Annotated in this window: 16 protein-coding genes; 14 read left to right on the top strand and 2 right to left on the bottom strand. The window is 46.8% G+C overall.

Going from position 1 to position 16,134, the window contains the following annotated elements; all coding sequences use genetic code 11:
- Window positions 1–332: 332 nt before the first annotated feature.
- From nusB to argH, 7 genes are all read left to right on the top strand, one after another.
- Window positions 333–965 carry a transcription antitermination factor NusB gene (gene nusB, locus QUB26_RS28295; RefSeq protein WP_333103525.1) on the top strand — a complete coding sequence of 211 codons (633 nt, stop codon included), beginning with the start codon at window positions 333–335 and terminating at the stop codon, window positions 963–965.
- 121 nt (window positions 966–1,086) lie between these two features.
- Window positions 1,087–2,847: a signal recognition particle-docking protein FtsY gene (gene ftsY / locus QUB26_RS28290; RefSeq protein ID WP_333246550.1), complete on the top strand. Its 1,761-nt coding sequence runs from the start codon at window positions 1,087–1,089 to the stop codon at window positions 2,845–2,847.
- Window positions 2,848–3,191: 344 nt separating this feature from the next.
- Window positions 3,192–4,679, top strand: coding sequence for a PP2C family protein-serine/threonine phosphatase (locus QUB26_RS28285; protein WP_333246552.1), 1,488 nt, complete (start codon window positions 3,192–3,194; stop codon window positions 4,677–4,679).
- A complete protein-coding gene (locus tag QUB26_RS28280) occupies window positions 4,669–4,917 on the top strand; it encodes a hypothetical protein (RefSeq protein ID WP_333246554.1) in 249 nt (82 codons plus the stop codon). Before QUB26_RS28285 ends, QUB26_RS28280 begins: the two co-directional genes overlap by 11 nt.
- 507 nt (window positions 4,918–5,424) lie before the next feature.
- Window positions 5,425–6,075, top strand: coding sequence for an RRXRR domain-containing protein (locus tag QUB26_RS28275; protein ID WP_333302992.1), 651 nt, complete (start codon window positions 5,425–5,427; stop codon window positions 6,073–6,075).
- Window positions 6,076–6,100: 25 nt separating this feature from the next.
- Window positions 6,101–6,454, top strand: a complete 354-nt coding sequence (locus QUB26_RS28270; RefSeq protein WP_333246558.1) for a hypothetical protein — start codon at window positions 6,101–6,103, stop codon at window positions 6,452–6,454.
- A 46-nt stretch (window positions 6,455–6,500) separates the two neighbouring features.
- On the top strand, window positions 6,501–7,886 hold the full coding sequence (argH, locus tag QUB26_RS28265; RefSeq protein ID WP_333320637.1) for an argininosuccinate lyase: 1,386 nt from the start codon (window positions 6,501–6,503) through the stop codon (window positions 7,884–7,886).
- Window positions 7,887–7,985: 99 nt separating this feature from the next.
- On the opposite strand, the gene QUB26_RS28260 is transcribed toward argH, so the two are convergent.
- Window positions 7,986–8,177 carry a hypothetical protein gene (locus QUB26_RS28260; protein ID WP_190738786.1) on the bottom strand — a complete coding sequence of 64 codons (192 nt, stop codon included), beginning with the start codon at window positions 8,175–8,177 and terminating at the stop codon, window positions 7,986–7,988.
- A 621-nt stretch (window positions 8,178–8,798) separates the two neighbouring features.
- Between QUB26_RS28260 and QUB26_RS28255 the strand changes: the two genes are divergently transcribed.
- The 4 genes from QUB26_RS28255 to QUB26_RS28240 all read left to right on the top strand — a co-directional run bounded on the left by QUB26_RS28255 (window position 8,799) and on the right by QUB26_RS28240 (window position 10,910).
- A complete protein-coding gene (locus QUB26_RS28255; protein WP_333246560.1) occupies window positions 8,799–8,942 on the top strand; it encodes a hypothetical protein in 144 nt (47 codons plus the stop codon).
- A complete protein-coding gene (gene bcp, locus QUB26_RS28250) occupies window positions 8,939–9,412 on the top strand; it encodes a thioredoxin-dependent thiol peroxidase (RefSeq protein ID WP_333320635.1) in 474 nt (157 codons plus the stop codon). The genes QUB26_RS28255 and bcp overlap by 4 nt, the downstream gene beginning before the upstream one ends.
- Window positions 9,413–9,489: 77 nt before the next feature.
- The gene (locus tag QUB26_RS28245) at window positions 9,490–9,945 is read left to right on the top strand and encodes an NUDIX hydrolase (protein WP_333246565.1); all 456 of its coding nucleotides are present in this window, start codon (window positions 9,490–9,492) and stop codon (window positions 9,943–9,945) included.
- A gap of 158 nt (window positions 9,946–10,103) precedes the next feature.
- Entirely contained in the window at window positions 10,104–10,910 is an 807-nt protein-coding gene (locus tag QUB26_RS28240) for an alpha/beta hydrolase (RefSeq protein WP_333320633.1), read from the top strand.
- A 61-nt stretch (window positions 10,911–10,971) separates the two neighbouring features.
- Here QUB26_RS28240 and QUB26_RS28235 read toward each other — a convergent pair whose 3' ends face one another.
- Window positions 10,972–11,883: a pantothenate kinase gene (locus QUB26_RS28235; RefSeq protein ID WP_333246569.1), complete on the bottom strand. Its 912-nt coding sequence runs from the start codon at window positions 11,881–11,883 to the stop codon at window positions 10,972–10,974.
- Window positions 11,884–12,198: 315 nt separating this feature from the next.
- Here QUB26_RS28235 and QUB26_RS28230 point away from each other — a divergent pair, with 315 nt between their 5' ends.
- The 3 genes from QUB26_RS28230 to QUB26_RS28220 form a co-directional block, all read left to right on the top strand.
- The gene (locus tag QUB26_RS28230; RefSeq protein ID WP_333246571.1) at window positions 12,199–14,304 is read left to right on the top strand and encodes a GAF domain-containing protein; all 2,106 of its coding nucleotides are present in this window, start codon (window positions 12,199–12,201) and stop codon (window positions 14,302–14,304) included.
- Between the two features lie 227 nt (window positions 14,305–14,531).
- A complete protein-coding gene (locus QUB26_RS28225) occupies window positions 14,532–14,687 on the top strand; it encodes a hypothetical protein (protein ID WP_333233749.1) in 156 nt (51 codons plus the stop codon).
- A 618-nt stretch (window positions 14,688–15,305) separates the two neighbouring features.
- Window positions 15,306–16,134, top strand: an 829-nt coding sequence (locus tag QUB26_RS28220; RefSeq protein WP_333246573.1) for a hypothetical protein, incomplete at its 3' end; no start/stop codon positions are given.

The following is a 16,134-nucleotide window of genomic DNA, read 5'->3' as shown; positions in this document are numbered from 1 at the left end:
CCGCCCGTCCAAAAAGGACGGGCGGGACGCCCATCCCACTTTCAAGAGTGGAAGTTATTTAATTCTCATTCCTTAGTCGCCCGTAAGGCCGTGTAAACTTTCCCCATAGCAGATAATATTTCGACAAAACCAGCCCAAACCGAGAAAGCCTAAACTCAGAAACCCGGTTTCGAGCATAAATCTTGGGTTTGACAGCCAAGTATCTGTAAACTACCCGCCGCTGGCGAGTCAGACTGCTGGTTTTGTAACGCTTTTAGTCGAGTTTTCTGCTAAAGTTCAAGTCCGCGCGCGATCGAAAAACTTCCTAAATTCTCAATTCCTATCTAAAAATTATGAAAAAAGCCCGCGAAACAGCACGCGAACTCGCACTCCTCGGCATCAGCCAACTGCCGACGAATCCAGAACTCTTAGAAGCCAAGAAACTGCAAGATGTTCTCCTCGCCGCCATCCGTACCCTGACAACAGAAGTTCAAGAATCCCTAGAAGCAGCAGCATCCGAAGTGCAGCGGAGTAGCGACAAACTGCTTGCCAGCGAAATCCGTGCCGCCGATATACAAAGTGCTAGAGCAATGGTGCGGGAAGCTGTCGAACTCACCCAAACCGCAATCAACCGTCTCGGTTCAGCAATGGAGTTTCCAGAACTGATCCAGCTAGCCAACCAGCAAGATGTCCGTACCTATGCTTTGCAAATCCTGACCAAAGTCAGCGCCAACCGTGTTCAAATTGATGAATTGCTCTCGGAAGCCCTTGTAGACTGGCAAATAGAACGGTTGCCCAGGATCGATCGAGATATCATGAGAATCGCGATCGCCGAAATGCTATATCTAGGCTTACCCGAACAAGTCAGCGTCAACGAAGCCGTCCAACTCGCAAAACGCTACAGCGGCGACGAAGGACATCGCTTCATCAACGGAGTCCTCCGCCGAGTAGTCGATAAAATCAACGCAGAAGTTGTTAGTCCCTAGTTCTTAGTCAGTAGTCCTTAGTCAGCAGTCATTGGTCATTAGTGATTGGCAATCCGCAATCGGCTCTACACTAGGGACTGAGGACTAATGACTAATTACTATTCTCTATTCCCCATCAACTATGGTATTTAATTGGTTTCGTCGCCAGTACAGCGAAAATAAATCTTCTGAAACAGAGGCAACCCCCGAACAGCCGCAAGATGAGTCGGCAAAATCCGCACCGGTTGAGCCTCAAACAGATGCTGCAGCAGAGCAAAGCTCGGACGCTGTAGCCGAAGATTATCTCAATTGGGCAAAAGCTGCTTACAAAAATATTCAAAAACAGCAAAAACCAGAAACAGAAGTTTCTGAGACAGCAGCGCCCGATGTTCCAGCAGCCGAAGCAGAAATCGCGACAGTTGCAGAAGTTGCAGAACCGGCGACTGTGGAAGCAACCGAGCCGATCGAACTTGAACCAGCACCCACAGCACCAACTGTTGCAGAAGTTCCAGAAGTTGCAGCACCAGCAACAGTTGAAGCAACCGAGGCGATAGAACTCGATGCAACAGAGCCCGCAGAAATTCCAGAAACTCTGCAACCAACAGCCGGGGCGATCGACATTGCACCTATTGCTCAACAATTAGAAGTTACAGCAGAAAATATAGAAATTGCCGAACCTGCAACAGAGGTTGTAGAAACCGAATCACTCGCATCCGACGGCGAAGCAGCCGAAGCCCTGCCGTTTTGGGCCAGAGCTCAGGCCGATCGCATGGAGCGCATCGAACGCCTCAAAGAAACCGCCCTTGAAGAACCAGACGTAATTGCAGCCGCCGCCGAGAGAGCGGCAATTATCGAAGAAATTCCCGGTTTCGCCTTTGACGAAGGCTTCCTGTGGTCCTCAGAAATCTTAGCCAGTCAAGGCCGCCGCCCAGACCAAGTATCCGTTGAAGAAATCACTTGGCTGCAAAAACTGCGGAAAGGCTTAGAAAGAACTCGTCGCAGCTTAATTAATCGACTCAAGGCGATCGTCGGTCAAGGCCCGCTCAATCAAGATGCGGTAGCCGAAATTGAGACTTTGCTGCTACAAGCCGATGTCGGAGTCGCAGCCACCGACATCATTATCAGTCGCCTCCAAGAAAGACTCACACAAGAAGTGCTGCCCCCAGAACAGGCTCTAGCCTACCTGAAAACCATCCTGCGCGACATTTTGGACGCTCCCTGTGCCGAAACCGCCGCCGGTAATCCCGCCTACAGCCTGACATTTGCCCCGGAAAAAGAAACTTTTAACATCTGGTTAATCGTAGGAGTCAATGGTGCGGGCAAAACTACGACGATCGGCAAACTGGCCCATATTGCCCAAAAATCCGGCTACAAAACCCTCATTGCTGCCGCCGATACTTTCCGCGCCGCCGCCGTCGAACAGGTGAAAGTTTGGGGTTCCCGCAGCGGCGTCGAAATTATTGCCAACCCAGGAAAAAATACCGATCCGGCTGCTGTCGTGTTTGATGCGATCGCCGCCGCCAGCGCCCGCGGCACAGAACTGCTGATCGTAGACACCGCAGGCCGCCTGCAAAACAAAAAAAATCTGATGGACGAATTAAGTAAAATCCGTCGCATTGTAGATAAAAAAGCCCCAGGCGCTACCGTAGAATCTCTACTGGTCTTGGATGCCACACTGGGTCAAAATGGTTTGCGACAGGCAGAAGTGTTCGCAGAATCGGCAAAATTAAGCGGAGTAGTATTGACAAAACTCGACGGTTCTGCTAAAGGTGGTGTTGCCCTAGCAGTAGTGCAGCAACTTGGTCTGCCAATCCGCTTTATTGGAGTCGGGGAAAGCATCGAAGACTTGCGCCCGTTTTCTAGTTACGAATTTGTGGAAGCCCTACTCGATTTTAGATTTTAGATTTTAGATTTTAGATGGATGAAGTATCTCTATCCGCCTCCAAAAATCGGGACGGCTAGAGAGCTTCAAAATCTCCAATCCTTAACCTCAAACTAGCATCGCACTCCTCTACTAAACAGAAAAAAAACCGGGTTTGGGTTCACTGGCGTGTAACTCCTCAATCAAATATCCTCTTTCTAAGATCGAAAATCACAAATCTAAAATGACCTGTGAATTTCTTCATGTGGTACCCGCCACGTGATTTATCCGTCGAATCAATCCAAAATCTAAAATCTAAAATCCTCAAGCCCCCGAATTTATCCGTCGAATCAATCCAAAATCTAAAATCTAAAATCTAAAATCGAATGACTGCTGTGCCTTTGCCTCGCCCCTCACCTCAACCTGCTGACCGCCCTTCGGGTCGCAATTCCACCGACGCGACGCCAGTATTTGCCCTCAAAGAACTGGTGGCGCGTTTGCACCGATATCAGCACAACGTTCAAGATATGTTGGGTTCGCTGGGATTTGCCCTGCGAAGTTTTAACAATCTCAACCAATTTTTGGAGTTGGTGCCTTTGGTGGCGACTCGCGTTACGGACGCCGACGGGGGAGCTTTAGTGCTGTTCAAACCCAACGGTCAAGTCAGGTTCCAGCAGTTGCATTGTCAGGAAGGACGGCAGTGCCAAGATATGCGAAAAGCGCTGGAAATAGCCACCAGACAAGCTACAGCAGGTGTGGGCGCTACTGCTGGATCGTTTTCGGAAACCTCTGGGCAAACTTCTAGTCTAGACTTGCAAGTCGGTCGTTATTTGGGCCCGGATGTTCATTTGTTTGGGGCGCCAATTTTGGTCAACAATTTGGAACGCGGACGGCTTTATGTTTTTAGCAGTGATCCGCAATATCTCTGGACTCCCAGCAGACAGAAATTAGTTCGGTTGGTGGCGGATCAAACCGCCGTGGCTATTTGCAAAGACGAACTTACTGTTAAGTTGGCGGAAAAAGACCGCTTAGACAGAGAGTTAGAAATCGGGGCGGAAATTCAATTGCGGCTGCAACCCCGCAGTTGTCCGAAAATTCCCGGCCTTGACGTGGCCGCCCGCTGCCAAACTGCTAGCAGAGTCGGCGGAGATTATTATGATTTTATTCCGGCTGACTATGACCCGATCGGCAAGGAAAATGAGGGGGAACACCCCCCATCCCTAATTAAAAATCTCAAGTCCAAAATCGACAAGGGCCGCTGGAGCATTGTCATCGGCGACGTGATGGGCAAAGGAGTACCAGCGGGCCTGTTGATGACGATGACACGGGGTATGCTGCGGGCGGAGGTTTTGAACCGCCACTCGCCGTCGAGAATTTTGCAACATTTAAACCGGGTTATGCACGCGGATTTGGAAAATTCCCACCGTTTTGTGACTCTGTTTTATTCGGAGTATGACCCGAAAACTCGCGTTTTGTCTTACAGCAATGCTGCTCACCACCCGCCTTTGCTGTGGCAAGCTGCAACTAATTCGATTCTTCAGCTTGATACTTTGGAGGGAATGTTAATTGGGCTGGATGCTGATTCGCATTACCAAGAAGCAAGCGTGCAATTGCAGCCAGGAGATACTATTATTTATTACACAGACGGATTTACCGATGCTTCTAATCAAAGGGGCGATCGCTTTGATGAGGATAACTTGACCTCGGCTTTTCAGTGGGCCTGTCAAAATTACCAGCAGTCTGAAGAAATTTTGGATTATTTGTTCGATCGCGTACACCAGTTTATCGGCATCGGCAATCGTAACGAAGATGACATGACACTGGTTGTACTGAGGGTAACACCTTTAGCAGGAGAAAATCACCATGATTGTTAATTTAATCCCGGAAATTACTGCTGGATTAACCAGTTCGATTAATTGGAATGATGTCGCTCACGTGTTAGTTTTGAAATCTCATTTGAGTTCTACGGTGCTTTTGGGTCAAAGCTCTGATTCATACGAAATTTTTACGAATTTCCAGAAAGCTTGGAACAATTTTGTTTCGACTGGTCAAATAGGAGCTTTTTTTATAGGGATTTTTGTGGGCTGGTTCATTAAAGGGATTATTCCTTAGAGTTATTGTCGCCGAAGGTATCGGGAACGGATTTAAAAGGTTTGTAGCCCAAACTTAACTTTTTTATGATGCAGCAAAAGTTTCACAATTTTGTAGTCAAGACTTCAGTTTTTTTTGGTCAAAAGATGTATAAAAACTTTGTAGTCGGGACGTGAGTTTTTTCTTACCGAATTTGGGAGTGAGGACTACAGTCCAGAATAAAAACCGGAGGAAGGACTAAAGTCTTTGCTACAAATCGGTTTTTATAGACTTCTGCAAGAGAGATATAATCTAGTTTTAGCTTGAGCAGTCACTAACCCCAGCCTAAAGGCATGGGGCTTGAAAGAGGAAGGCTTACCACCTTCTTAATTCAAGACTAAAACAGTGTCTAGCCTGCGTCTTTAAGACAAACTGAGCCATCTGGGAGTGGTATCCCACCAGACGTTAAGAATGCCTCCCTAGTTTTTAACCACTCGGATGTGCTAGTGGCGAAGGGAAATATATACCTAGAAATAGGACTTACCGTAAATGTTTGTACCCGTTGTCAACAGTGAAAATAGACCCCTAATGCCGACTACCCCAAGCCGTGCAAAGCGTTGGATTAAGTCAGGTAAGGCTGCACCATTCTGGAAAAAGGGGGTATTTTGTGTTCGATTGAATGTAGAACCTTCAAGCCACAATTATCAACCAATAGCGGTTGGCATCGATCCAGGCAGCAAGCGCGAAGGATTTACCGTTAAATCCAAATCCCATACCTACTTAAACATCCAAACCCATGCGATCGATTGGGTAAAAGACCATGTTGAGGTCAGGCGCAATATGCGACGTGCTAGGCGATTTCGGAATACTCCATGCCGTCAAAACCGAGCTAACAGATTAGTTAACAAAAATCGCCTACCCCCATCTACTAAGTCAAGGTGGCAGTGGAAGTTAAGGATAGTTAATTGGTTAACCTCTATGTTTCCCGTATCAGCTTTTGTTGTAGAGGACATCAAAGCCCGTACTTGGAAAAACGGACGCAAGTGGAACGTATCGTTTAGCCCCTTAGAAGTAGGCAAACACTGGTTCTATTCTGAACTCAGAAAGATTGCCCATCTTGAGATCAGATCGGGAAACGATACTTACGAACTGCGTCAAAATTTAGGACTCCAAAAGTCAGAAACTATCAAACAAGTTTGAGGCTCACTGCGTTGATTCTTGGGTGTTGGCTAATTGGTACGCGGGAGGACACATTCGACCCGACAACACCAAGCTAACAGAAGTAATCCCCCTTGAGTTTCATCGCAGACAGCTCCATCGCTTGCAACATTCCACAGGTCATATTCGCCCTCGTTATGGTGGCACAATTAGTATCGGGTTTAAGCGCGGTTCAATTGTTAAACACCCTAAATACGGATTTTGTTACGTTGGCGGTTGGCAAGAATCTCCAACAAAGAAAGACCCGTACCGGAAAACAATTAGCTTGCACGATTTAAAAACTGGCAAGCGTCTAACTCAAAACGCATCGCCCGCAGATTGTAAATTTTTGTCCTACAACTCGTGGCGCATTACAAATTAAATTGTAAAGCCGTCCTAGAAGGACGGGGTTTCTACCCATTTTTCTGATGACAACACAACAAAAAACTTGGAGTCAAAGATTTGAATCGGCGCTGCACCCGGCGATCGCCCGATTTAATGCTAGTATTGGCTTCGATATTGAATTGATTGAGTATGACTTGACTGGTTCTGTCGCTCACGCTAAAATGCTGGCCAAAACGGGGATTATTTCCGCAGCAGAAGGCGAACAGTTAGTCAATGGTTTGGAACAGATTCGTCGCGAATACCGCCAAGGACTTTTTGTTCCGGGAGTTGATGCCGAAGACGTTCACTTCGCTGTAGAGAAGCGGCTGACGGAGATTGTGGGGGATGCTGGGAAAAAGTTGCACACTGCCCGATCGCGCAACGATCAAGCCGGCACTGATACTCGTTTGTATTTGCGCGATCGCATCGCCGAAATTCGTGAGCAATTGCGGGAATTTCAAGGGGTTTTGCTCGATCTTGCCGATCGTAACGTGGAAACTTTAATTCCCGGTTACACTCATTTGCAGCGCGCTCAGCCGATCAGTTTGGCTCATTACCTGTTAGCTTATTTTGAAATGACCGATCGCGATTGGGAACGTCTCGGCGATATCTGCAAGCGGGTGAATGTTTCGCCTTTGGGTTGTGGCGCGCTGGCGGGGACGACTTTCCCGATCGACCGACATTATACAGCAGAACTCTTGCATTTTGACAAGGTTTATGCTAATAGCTTAGATGGAGTGAGCGATCGAGATTTTGCGATCGAATTTCTCGCAGCAGCCAGCTTGATTCTGGTACACCTAAGCCGCTTGTCAGAAGAAATGATTTTGTGGTCTTCTCACGAATTTGGATTTATTACGCTCAAAGATAGCTGCGCTACGGGTTCTAGCATCATGCCCCAGAAAAAAAATCCCGACGTGCCGGAGTTGGTGCGGGGCAAAGCGGGACGGGTGTTCGGTAACTTGCAAGCCTTGTTGGTAGTAGTGAAGGGACTTCCTTTGGCCTACAACAAAGATTTGCAAGAAGATAAAGAGGCTTTGTTTGATACCGTAAGAACGGTACAAGGTTGCTTGGAAGCAATGACCATTTTGCTGCGGGAAGGAATCGCCTTTAATGGCGATCGCCTCGCCGCTGCTGTTACGGAAGACTTTTCTAACGCTACAGACGTAGCCGACTACTTGGCCGCCAAAGGCGTTCCCTTCCGGGAAGCTTACAACCTTGTCGGCAAAGTCGTCAAAACTTGCCTTTCGGGGGGCAAACTCCTCAAAGATTTGACACTTGAGGAGTGGAAAGACTTGCACCCAGCCTTTGAGACAGACATTTACAGCGCGATCGCACCTCAGCAAGTGGTGGCGGCTCGCAATAGTTACGGGGGTACCGGGTTTGAACAAGTGAGAAAATCACTTATCGCTGCGCGCGATCGGATCGCCTAAACATCGTTGAATTATTGGACAAATTCCGGCTGGCTATCTCTCCTTAGAACTATCGTGTTTTCCACTCTGGTTCTAAGTTCGGCAGATAGCCTGAATCAATTAATCTTCAGCAGCAGCCATGTCTTTGTCTCTGCCGCCACCGCTCATGGCGCCCATGCCACCGCCGTTACCGCCGTCAAATCGCCTTCTCTTGTTGGAGAACATATCTTGATTTCTCCGCTTGCGAAACTTGCGAGCGTATGCTTGATTTCGTTGTGCCTTTTCTTTCTTGAGATTGCGGCGCTTAGCCATTCTGACCTCACTAATAAACATTGACAGTCCCCGGGCTTTCACGCACGGGGATTCTTAAGTTTGACACTCTGTGCACTCTTGGTGACTGAGATTCTTGGTTCAGCGAATTCACTTGCTTGTGACAGGATTTCTCCAGCCAAAATATAGGTGTCTTCTCCCCAAGCGTAAATTCCGGTATGTCCTACCGTACTCGATCGGTTCTCTTTCTGTAGCTAGGTTTTCTTCAAATTTAGCTTTCGTGACGCTGCCACAACAATCGCAAGCGATATGGTTTAGGCTTCTGAGTCCTGTTAAGGAGATCGAGAACTTCCTTCAAGGTACTCCCATCGTTTCCCTCTACGGCGTTTTAAAGTGAGGAACACGTCCAGCCCCACTGATATTATAAAAAGGAATTGGTTCGTCTCGTTGTCCACCTCTCCACGGCTCAAAGCTATGCTTTTGAGATTATGAACGGGTGGAATCAGGAGTTTGACGCGCCTTTTATCCCACACTAACCTTTGATCGGTATAGTGTGGGGATTCCTGTCTGCCTAGCTAAACCGCAACACCGTTAGGTGAGACTACGCACTCAACTAATCCAGTTAAGTTATTACGTGGGCTAGTTATACTCAATTTTAGACCGATGACGATCATAGCACACCCGGTACAAGACCCCGAAAAAAGAACACCGGGATTCAAGTCGCTGGGAATCTGGGTGCGATCGGGACGCAATTTTGTCAATCTTGCAGAAGATTTGTATAAACTCTTGACAAAATACGACAAATGACTATTAATCCCGGTGATATAGCTCCTGTCTTCAGCCTGCCCGACGCGCAAGGCAATGTCGTCAGCCTTGCAGATTTTCGAGGGCGGCGAGTTGTACTTTATTTTTACCCTAGGGACAATACCCCTGGCTGTACCAAAGAAGCTTGCGGCTTTCGCGACATTTACTTAGACTACCAGTCGCGCAATATAGCAGTTCTCGGCGTCAGTACAGACGGGGCCGCGGCCCACGCCAAGTTTGCAGCTAAATATCAACTGCCTTTTCCCTTGCTGTGCGACTTAAACGCTGAAGTTGCTACCGCCTACGGCTGTTACGGACTCAAAAAATTTATGGGAAAAGAATTTATGGGCATTACTCGATCGACCTTCGCGATCGACCGTGATGGTAGGATTGAAAAGGTTTACCGCAAAGTCAAACCAGAATCTCACGCAGCGGAGATATTAGCAGATTTGCCAGACCTCTGGCCTGAATGAAAAATTAAAAATTAAGACTCCGGAGCTGCGAGCTAGGAGCCCTGAAATTACTATCTCCTAAACAAGCTTTTGAGTTTATGCGTCGATTGTGGCAAATTGTACAAACTGTGCTGGGACTGATTTTTCGACATCCCGTCACTGGTACTGCGGTGATTCCCGTATTGCCTGACGGGCGAATTGTGTTAATTCGCCGCCGCGACAACGGTCGCTGGGCACTGCCGGGAGGTATGGTGGATTGGGGAGAGGATATTCCCACAACTGTGCGCCGGGAATTAGCGGAGGAAACAGGACTCGAGTTAGTCAAAATCCATCGCTTGGTGGGCGTTTATTCGGCTGCCGATAGAGACCCTCGCCTGCACTCGATTTGTATCGTGGTGGCGGCAGAGGTGCAGGGCAAGATGCAAGTTCAGGATACGCTTGAAGTCAGCGAGGTTGAGGCTTTTTTACCCGCATCGCTGCCGGAGGGCGCACTCAGCCACGATAACGACCAACACTTACAGGACTATTTTCAAGGCCGAACAACTTTGGCGTAAATCGGCAGGGCATCCAAATTTGAGAAAAGTCGGAAATTACCTCGTGGTCAAAAATTGTCTGTTATGAATGTGGAATTAATTTTCACTGTTTTCCTACTTTTATTCACAATCTCTGAACATTAAATTAATCATCTTTTTATTACTAAATATTTAACCGGATGTACTCACCGCTACGCAATTCTAGGGTAAAACTCTCTGTAGGGCAAATCTTTTGGCACGAAGTCGGTCAAGGCCCGAATTTAGTATTTTTGCACGGTTCTTGGCACGACAGCAGTCAGTGGCTGAGGACGATCGAACATTTGAGCGCCTACTACCACTGCTTCGCACCGGATTTGCTGGGGTTTGGCGACTCGGAACGCCCGAATCTTCATTATTCGATCGACTTGGAAGTAGAGTGTCTCGCCCAATACCTCGATACTTTGAAGCTGCGAGAGGTTTATTTAATCGCTCACTCTGTGGGTGGCTGGGTGGCCACTAGCTACGCTATCAAATATCCCGATCGAGTTCAGGGTTTGGTGTTGTTGGCCCCAGAAGGCGTCAAGGTTGGCAACCGACGGGGGCGGTGGCAGACGGCTAGCTGGCTAATCGGCCAACCTCCGCTGGCTTTGTGGTGGCTGCGATCGATCTATCCAATTGCTAAGTTGCTGGGTAGCCAAAAAAAGATTGACGGATTGCTCAAGTTCAGACAGCAGTTGATGGAGTCCCCTGTTGCCGTGCAGTTGCTGTTCGGGCGGCGGCGGGCTGAAATTACAGCGGAATTAGTTGATGAGAATTTGCCTTTGCTGAAAGCGCCTGTTTTGCTGTTGCACGGTTCTGAAGAGACTCCCGCAGCTTCGTCTCTGTGTCAATCCTATGCTGCTCTGGCTCCTAATGCCGAACTACAATTAGTCAGTCCGGGGGAAAGCAATTTGCCCCAGGAAGTCCCGGATGTTGTTGCTAACTATATTCGCGAGTTTGCTAGGTGAATTGGGAATTGGTCATTGGTCATTGGTCATTGGTCATTGGTCATTGATAAAATGACAACAGTCAACAGTCAACATTTAACAGGCTAATTCCCCAAAAAATAGCCTCTGGTGCGTCAATTAAGCCTGCTGCTGTATCAGGAAAGGCTGCGGTGAGGTATTTTAAAAGCATAGTGCGATCGCCCCCCGTGACGGCAATTTTGCTATCAGGAAACAAACACCGCCAATCTTCAATAAAATCCCTAACTCCTGCCACCGTCGCATACACAACTCCGCTTTGAATTGCCCCAGCAGTGTCTGTCGCCCAGCGGTATGGCAAATTTTGTGGTAAAGTGATTAAAGGTAATCCAGCAGTTTTTTTACCTAACGACGATAACTGCAAACCCAAACCTGGTAAAATTGCGCCCCCAACTAAATACCTATTGACATCAGCCCCAGTAAATGTTAAAGCTGTACCAGCATCTATAAGTAAAACTGGCCAACCCAATTGGTTGCCAGCGCCCACTACAGCCAAAGCTCTGTCAATTCCCAGGGTAGGATAGAGTCCCCCGATCGGCAACTGGTCTAAAGTAATAATTCGGACATCTGGATAACTCTGCCAAATTGCTGTTTGCTGGGGAACTACTGAAGCCAAAATTAGAGGCAGTGGCACGAAAGAAAGTGTGTGAGGATTAGAAAAAGCGGGAGTAGCAGGAAGACAAAGGAGATTTTGAGCAGATATTTCCTCGATCGACCTCATTACTATTTGCACCAAATATTCTGCCTTTTCCTGCTCCGAGAGCGAGGAAACAGTATCAGCATTGAGATGCTCTGTATCCCATGTTTTCTTCAGAGTTTTGCCCGCAAATAATCCCCAGTGCAGTCGGGAGTTGCCGATCGCCAAAGCTATTTTAATCTGGGCTTTACCTGTCAATCCAGAAGTAATGTTGTCGGTGCTTGCTGGCGAACGAAAATTGTCGGGAATTGAGTTTTCCATGTTGAGCTAGCCGGCGCAAACATTGAACTAAAGATAGAGTTTAGATTAATTTTATTCGCTTAAGCGGGCGGTTAACTCTATTTGACATCTGACCAACTTCCATGCCACGCGCCAATTAGTATTGTCGGCTGCAGAGGGCAGAGTTGCTAAATATAAATATTTGTAAAGCAAATAATTGCTTTGCTCAGGCGGCATCCTTTATAATGTCTTAAGATATTCCAAAAGTCCTGGTAGCTGCGATGGGGCTGTTGGCGGGGTAAGCACAGGTTTATAAAACCAGACTCAATCAAAATACTGTACAACTGCTGAGTAAATATGTCTTTACAAATACAAGAACACGAAAACCCCTGGCACAGAGTAACTTCGCGGTTGCCTGAATCTGAAAACTGGATGCAGCAAGAAAGTCTTTCGCTGCCGGAAGTAGACCAACAAAAAGCCATAATTGTACAGATGCAGCAGCAAGTTCAGTTATCAAACTTGCTGAACCAAATTAATAACGAAATTCGCAGTACACTTGACATAGAAGAAATTTTGACATCAGCCTGCAGATTGCTGGGACAAGCGCTACAGGCAAGTCGCGTGAGCATTTTGGTCAAAGAATCAAATACAGAAAAAACTTTAGTCACGCGCGGAGAGTACAACGCGGGGGACTATCCGATTCAACTGGGAATGAAAGTACCGATGAGTGACAACCCGCATTTGGCTGCCGTCGTGTCTCAGCAAGAGTCCCTAGCACTGACGAACTTTCTCGATTTTCCGGGATTGAACCCACAAACCCGAAAAATTGTCGAAGCTTTGGAGATTAAGTCAATGCTGGCAGTAGCTACTCGCTATCAAGGTGAAGTGAATGGCATAATTGGCTTGCATCAGTGCGATCGCGAACGGGAATGGACTGATTGGGAAAGGCAGCTTTTAGAAGGGGTAGGATCGCAATTGGCGATCGCGATTAATCAAGCCAAACTATATAGCAAAACCAGGCGTCAAGCCGAACGAGAATCGCTGCTACGGCTGATCGGCAATCAAATTCGCAGTACCCTCGATCTGGGAACTATCCTGGAAACAGCGGTGAGGGAAGTCCGCCAAATGTTGCAGTGCGATCGAGTAATTATCTATCAGTTTCAAGACAACTGGCAAGGAAAAGTTGTTGTTGAAAATATGACAGTTCCTTGGCCTTCAATTTTAGGAGATATGGGGGCTGATAAGTGTTTCCGGGGAGATTACGCCGATCTTTACCAGCAAGGGCGAGTCAAAGCAATTAATGATATTTTTAATGCTGGTTTAGAGCCTTGTCATGTAGATTTCTTAGATAGTTTGCAGGTAAAAGCTAATCTGATAGTGCCAATTGTTACAGCAAGAACTGAAGAAAATACCTCCGACACAGCCGGAAACTATAATCCTAAATTTCCCGGTAGGCTGTGGGGTTTGCTGATTGCTCACGAGTGCCGAGATACCCGCAATTGGCAGTGGCAAGAAATGGAGTTGCTCTCTCAGATAGCCAACCAAATGGCGATCGCCATTCAGCAAGCAGAACTTTACAGCCAAGTCCAAGATGCTGCGGTAAAATCTCAAGCTCAAACCCAGCAGTTGCAAGCTGCGTTAGAAGAATTGCGATCGACACAGCAGCAATTGATTCAAAGCGAAAAAATGTCAGGTTTGGGGCAAATGGTAGCGGGAATTGCTCATGAAATTAACAACGCCAACAATTTCATCCACGCTAACTTGTTTCACGCTCAAGAATATTTTAAAGCCTTGAACGAAGCTCTAGAACAGGTCAGAAATGCCTACCCGGAAGCGACAGAGGCAATTGTCAGAATCAATGAAGAACTAGAACTCGATTACATTCGAGAAGACTTTGGGAAACTGATCAATTCAATGCGGGAAGGCAGCGGGAGGATTCGCTCGATCGTCATGACGCTGCGAAATTTTTCTCGTTTAGACCACGCTGAATTAAAACCAGTAGATTTGAATGAAGGTTTAGAAAGCAGTTTCTTAATGCTGCAAAATAAGGTAAAAACTCATATCAAAATAGACAAGCAATACGGCAGTTTGCCGCCAGTCCAATGTCATGCGAGTCAAATTAACCAAGTATTTTATAATTTGATTGACAATGCCTTAGACGCGCTTCAGTCAACGAGCAAACCGGGGGAATTAACTATCCGCAGTTGGCAAAGCGAGCCGGACTGGGTAACAATCTCTGTCCGCGACACGGGAAGTGGAATTCCTGCAGAAATTCAAGACAAGATTTTTGACCCATTTTTTACTACTAAACCTGTGGGTAAAGGCACTGGTTTGGGACTTTCCGTGTGCTATCAGGTAATTGTCCAAGCTCACGGTGGCAAGATCCGTTGCGTCAGTCAGGTTGGCGAAGGAACTGAGTTTATTGTAGAGTTGCCGCTGAAAAATCAGAGGGTAAGTGCATAATTCGTGCTTTAGTCAGATTAACTCTGTTTTGTCACTCTGACAGTAGTATAGAACTCATTTGACATCTTGGCGTTGCTTAATCAGGGTATGAAAAAAATCACTTTAAAATCCAAAAGCTTTGTGGATACAGGTTTCTAGGACGGGCATATTTAGCGTTTCATACTGTAAATCAGCAACGCCTAAAATTCTAAGTATTTTCACTAATAATTGTCTCTGCTGATTCACTTTTGTCCGCTGAAGCAGTGAAAGCTGCCTCTTGGGGGGCGGCGAATGTGGGATTTAAGCTCTCCTCTACAGATATGGAAAACCCGCTTTTTATGGGGCAGAAAAAAAGATCGCAATTTTTCCGGATAAAACTTATTGATGATGAAAGTAAGGAATAATCGCGTTCCTGAATACAGGTATAAATCAACTTTTCGCTTTTTCGCTTGATGTTACACAACTCACCCTCAAGCGGGCTTATAGTCATTTGGCAATCTTGAATTCATACCTGTATTCAGCAACATCCTAAATTATGTACTCATGGCAAAGATCCGACTTTTCCGACTTTAGGATCCGACTTTTCCGACTTACAGAGACAGGGGTTCTAAGCCATGATAGAGAGAGGGGAAAGTCAACCCACGATATCTAGATTGTAAAGATATTGTGAACCGGCGTTGCTGAATAGGGTATGCAATTTGTAGGGCAAATACCCCCGTGGTTGCCACACCGCTGACGGGCTAAGCACTTAGAATTACCCCTACAAGCTTTGATTCAGCAGCGCCAGAATAAGCATCTATATTAAGTAGGGAAGTAATTACAATTAACATCTAATCAGGGGGAATCAAGCCTTGAAATGCTTATTGGGAAAGCATTTGGGCAGGGTAAGCATTTTTATTGGATTTACCTGCACCTACTTATGACGAAATTTTTCTTGCAGTGACCGATAACGATAAAGAAAGCCCAACATCTGGTTTTCAGTCACTTCTAATCCTTAATTACTCATCATTAACACAGAAGCTATGGCTACTTCAATCACTGGTTCTTTGGGTCAAACCAATAATTACAGCGCTCTCAATGAGCTGATCGCAAAATGGCCTACTGCCGCCCAGAATCAAGGCATCCAACTGTCTGGGATAGCTTTTGATGGCGTGGAAACTGACTACCTTAATCCGAATGTCATCAGCAACCTCACTTTAGCAAGTAACGAAAACCCTAAAAGCTGGTTGAGCTACGGCACTACTGGTGGTATTGGTGTCCCAGCCTCTTATAGTGGTTGGTTCACTGACGCCAAGAAAATTCGGGCAGAAATCAACCATAACCCCAACACCGATCAATCTCAGGCGCTGAAGGTGAAATGGGCAGATAACCAAGACATTACTAGCGCCACGATCGATCTAAGTTCATTGAGTCCCAAAACAAGTCCTGGTTTGGGCGATCAAGGTAATGAAGTTGGTTTCCTACAACTCTTTAATAATGGGGCTCCGGTATCGATTAGCAATTTTACTTTCACTCGCCTCAACGCTCCGATCGCTGCAAAACCGATCGCTGTGTCTCCAGATGGGGTTACTTTCATTGGCGATCGCACCGATGGCAGTTTCCAATTCAAGATAGATGCAAACCCTCTGGGCGGCGCTACTTTTGACGAACTGCGGTTCTCCACCAAAGCCTACGATAGCCCCACCGCTGCCTACGTCGCTACCCCCTTTAAAGACGATGGTTCCGACTACCTGGTGCGGAACATTGAATATCAAGGAACTGAAGATCCGATTACCCTGGAATTTAGTGCTCCTACTTTCAGCGTCAACGAAGATGGCACAACAGTTGCAGCAGTAACAGTTACACGTACTG

It is taken from the genome of Microcoleus sp. B4-C1 (genome assembly GCF_036705285.1).
GTDB lineage: Bacteria > Cyanobacteriota > Cyanobacteriia > Cyanobacteriales > Microcoleaceae > Microcoleus.
The sequence above is the reverse complement of the archived record's forward strand: the minus strand, read 5'-3'. Positions and strand labels throughout refer to the sequence as shown.

What these genes read in the sequence shown, in the direction of transcription:
- nusB (WP_333103525.1), top strand. Translation starts at nt 333, where the DNA reads ATGAAAAAAGCCCGCGAAACAGCACGCGAACTCGCACTCCTCGGCATC.
- ftsY (WP_333246550.1), top strand. Translation starts at nt 1,087, where the DNA reads ATGGTATTTAATTGGTTTCGTCGCCAGTACAGCGAAAATAAATCTTCT.
- QUB26_RS28285 (WP_333246552.1), top strand. Translation starts at nt 3,192, where the DNA reads ATGACTGCTGTGCCTTTGCCTCGCCCCTCACCTCAACCTGCTGACCGC.
- QUB26_RS28280 (WP_333246554.1), top strand. Translation starts at nt 4,669, where the DNA reads ATGATTGTTAATTTAATCCCGGAAATTACTGCTGGATTAACCAGTTCG.
- QUB26_RS28275 (WP_333302992.1), top strand. Translation starts at nt 5,425, where the DNA reads ATGTTTGTACCCGTTGTCAACAGTGAAAATAGACCCCTAATGCCGACT.
- argH (WP_333320637.1), top strand. Translation starts at nt 6,501, where the DNA reads ATGACAACACAACAAAAAACTTGGAGTCAAAGATTTGAATCGGCGCTG.
- QUB26_RS28260 (WP_190738786.1), bottom strand. Translation starts at nt 8,177, where the DNA reads ATGGCTAAGCGCCGCAATCTCAAGAAAGAAAAGGCACAACGAAATCAA.
- QUB26_RS28255 (WP_333246560.1), top strand. Translation starts at nt 8,799, where the DNA reads ATGACGATCATAGCACACCCGGTACAAGACCCCGAAAAAAGAACACCG.
- bcp (WP_333320635.1), top strand. Translation starts at nt 8,939, where the DNA reads ATGACTATTAATCCCGGTGATATAGCTCCTGTCTTCAGCCTGCCCGAC.
- QUB26_RS28245 (WP_333246565.1), top strand. Translation starts at nt 9,490, where the DNA reads ATGCGTCGATTGTGGCAAATTGTACAAACTGTGCTGGGACTGATTTTT.
- QUB26_RS28240 (WP_333320633.1), top strand. Translation starts at nt 10,104, where the DNA reads ATGTACTCACCGCTACGCAATTCTAGGGTAAAACTCTCTGTAGGGCAA.
- QUB26_RS28235 (WP_333246569.1), bottom strand. Translation starts at nt 11,883, where the DNA reads ATGGAAAACTCAATTCCCGACAATTTTCGTTCGCCAGCAAGCACCGAC.
- QUB26_RS28230 (WP_333246571.1), top strand. Translation starts at nt 12,199, where the DNA reads ATGTCTTTACAAATACAAGAACACGAAAACCCCTGGCACAGAGTAACT.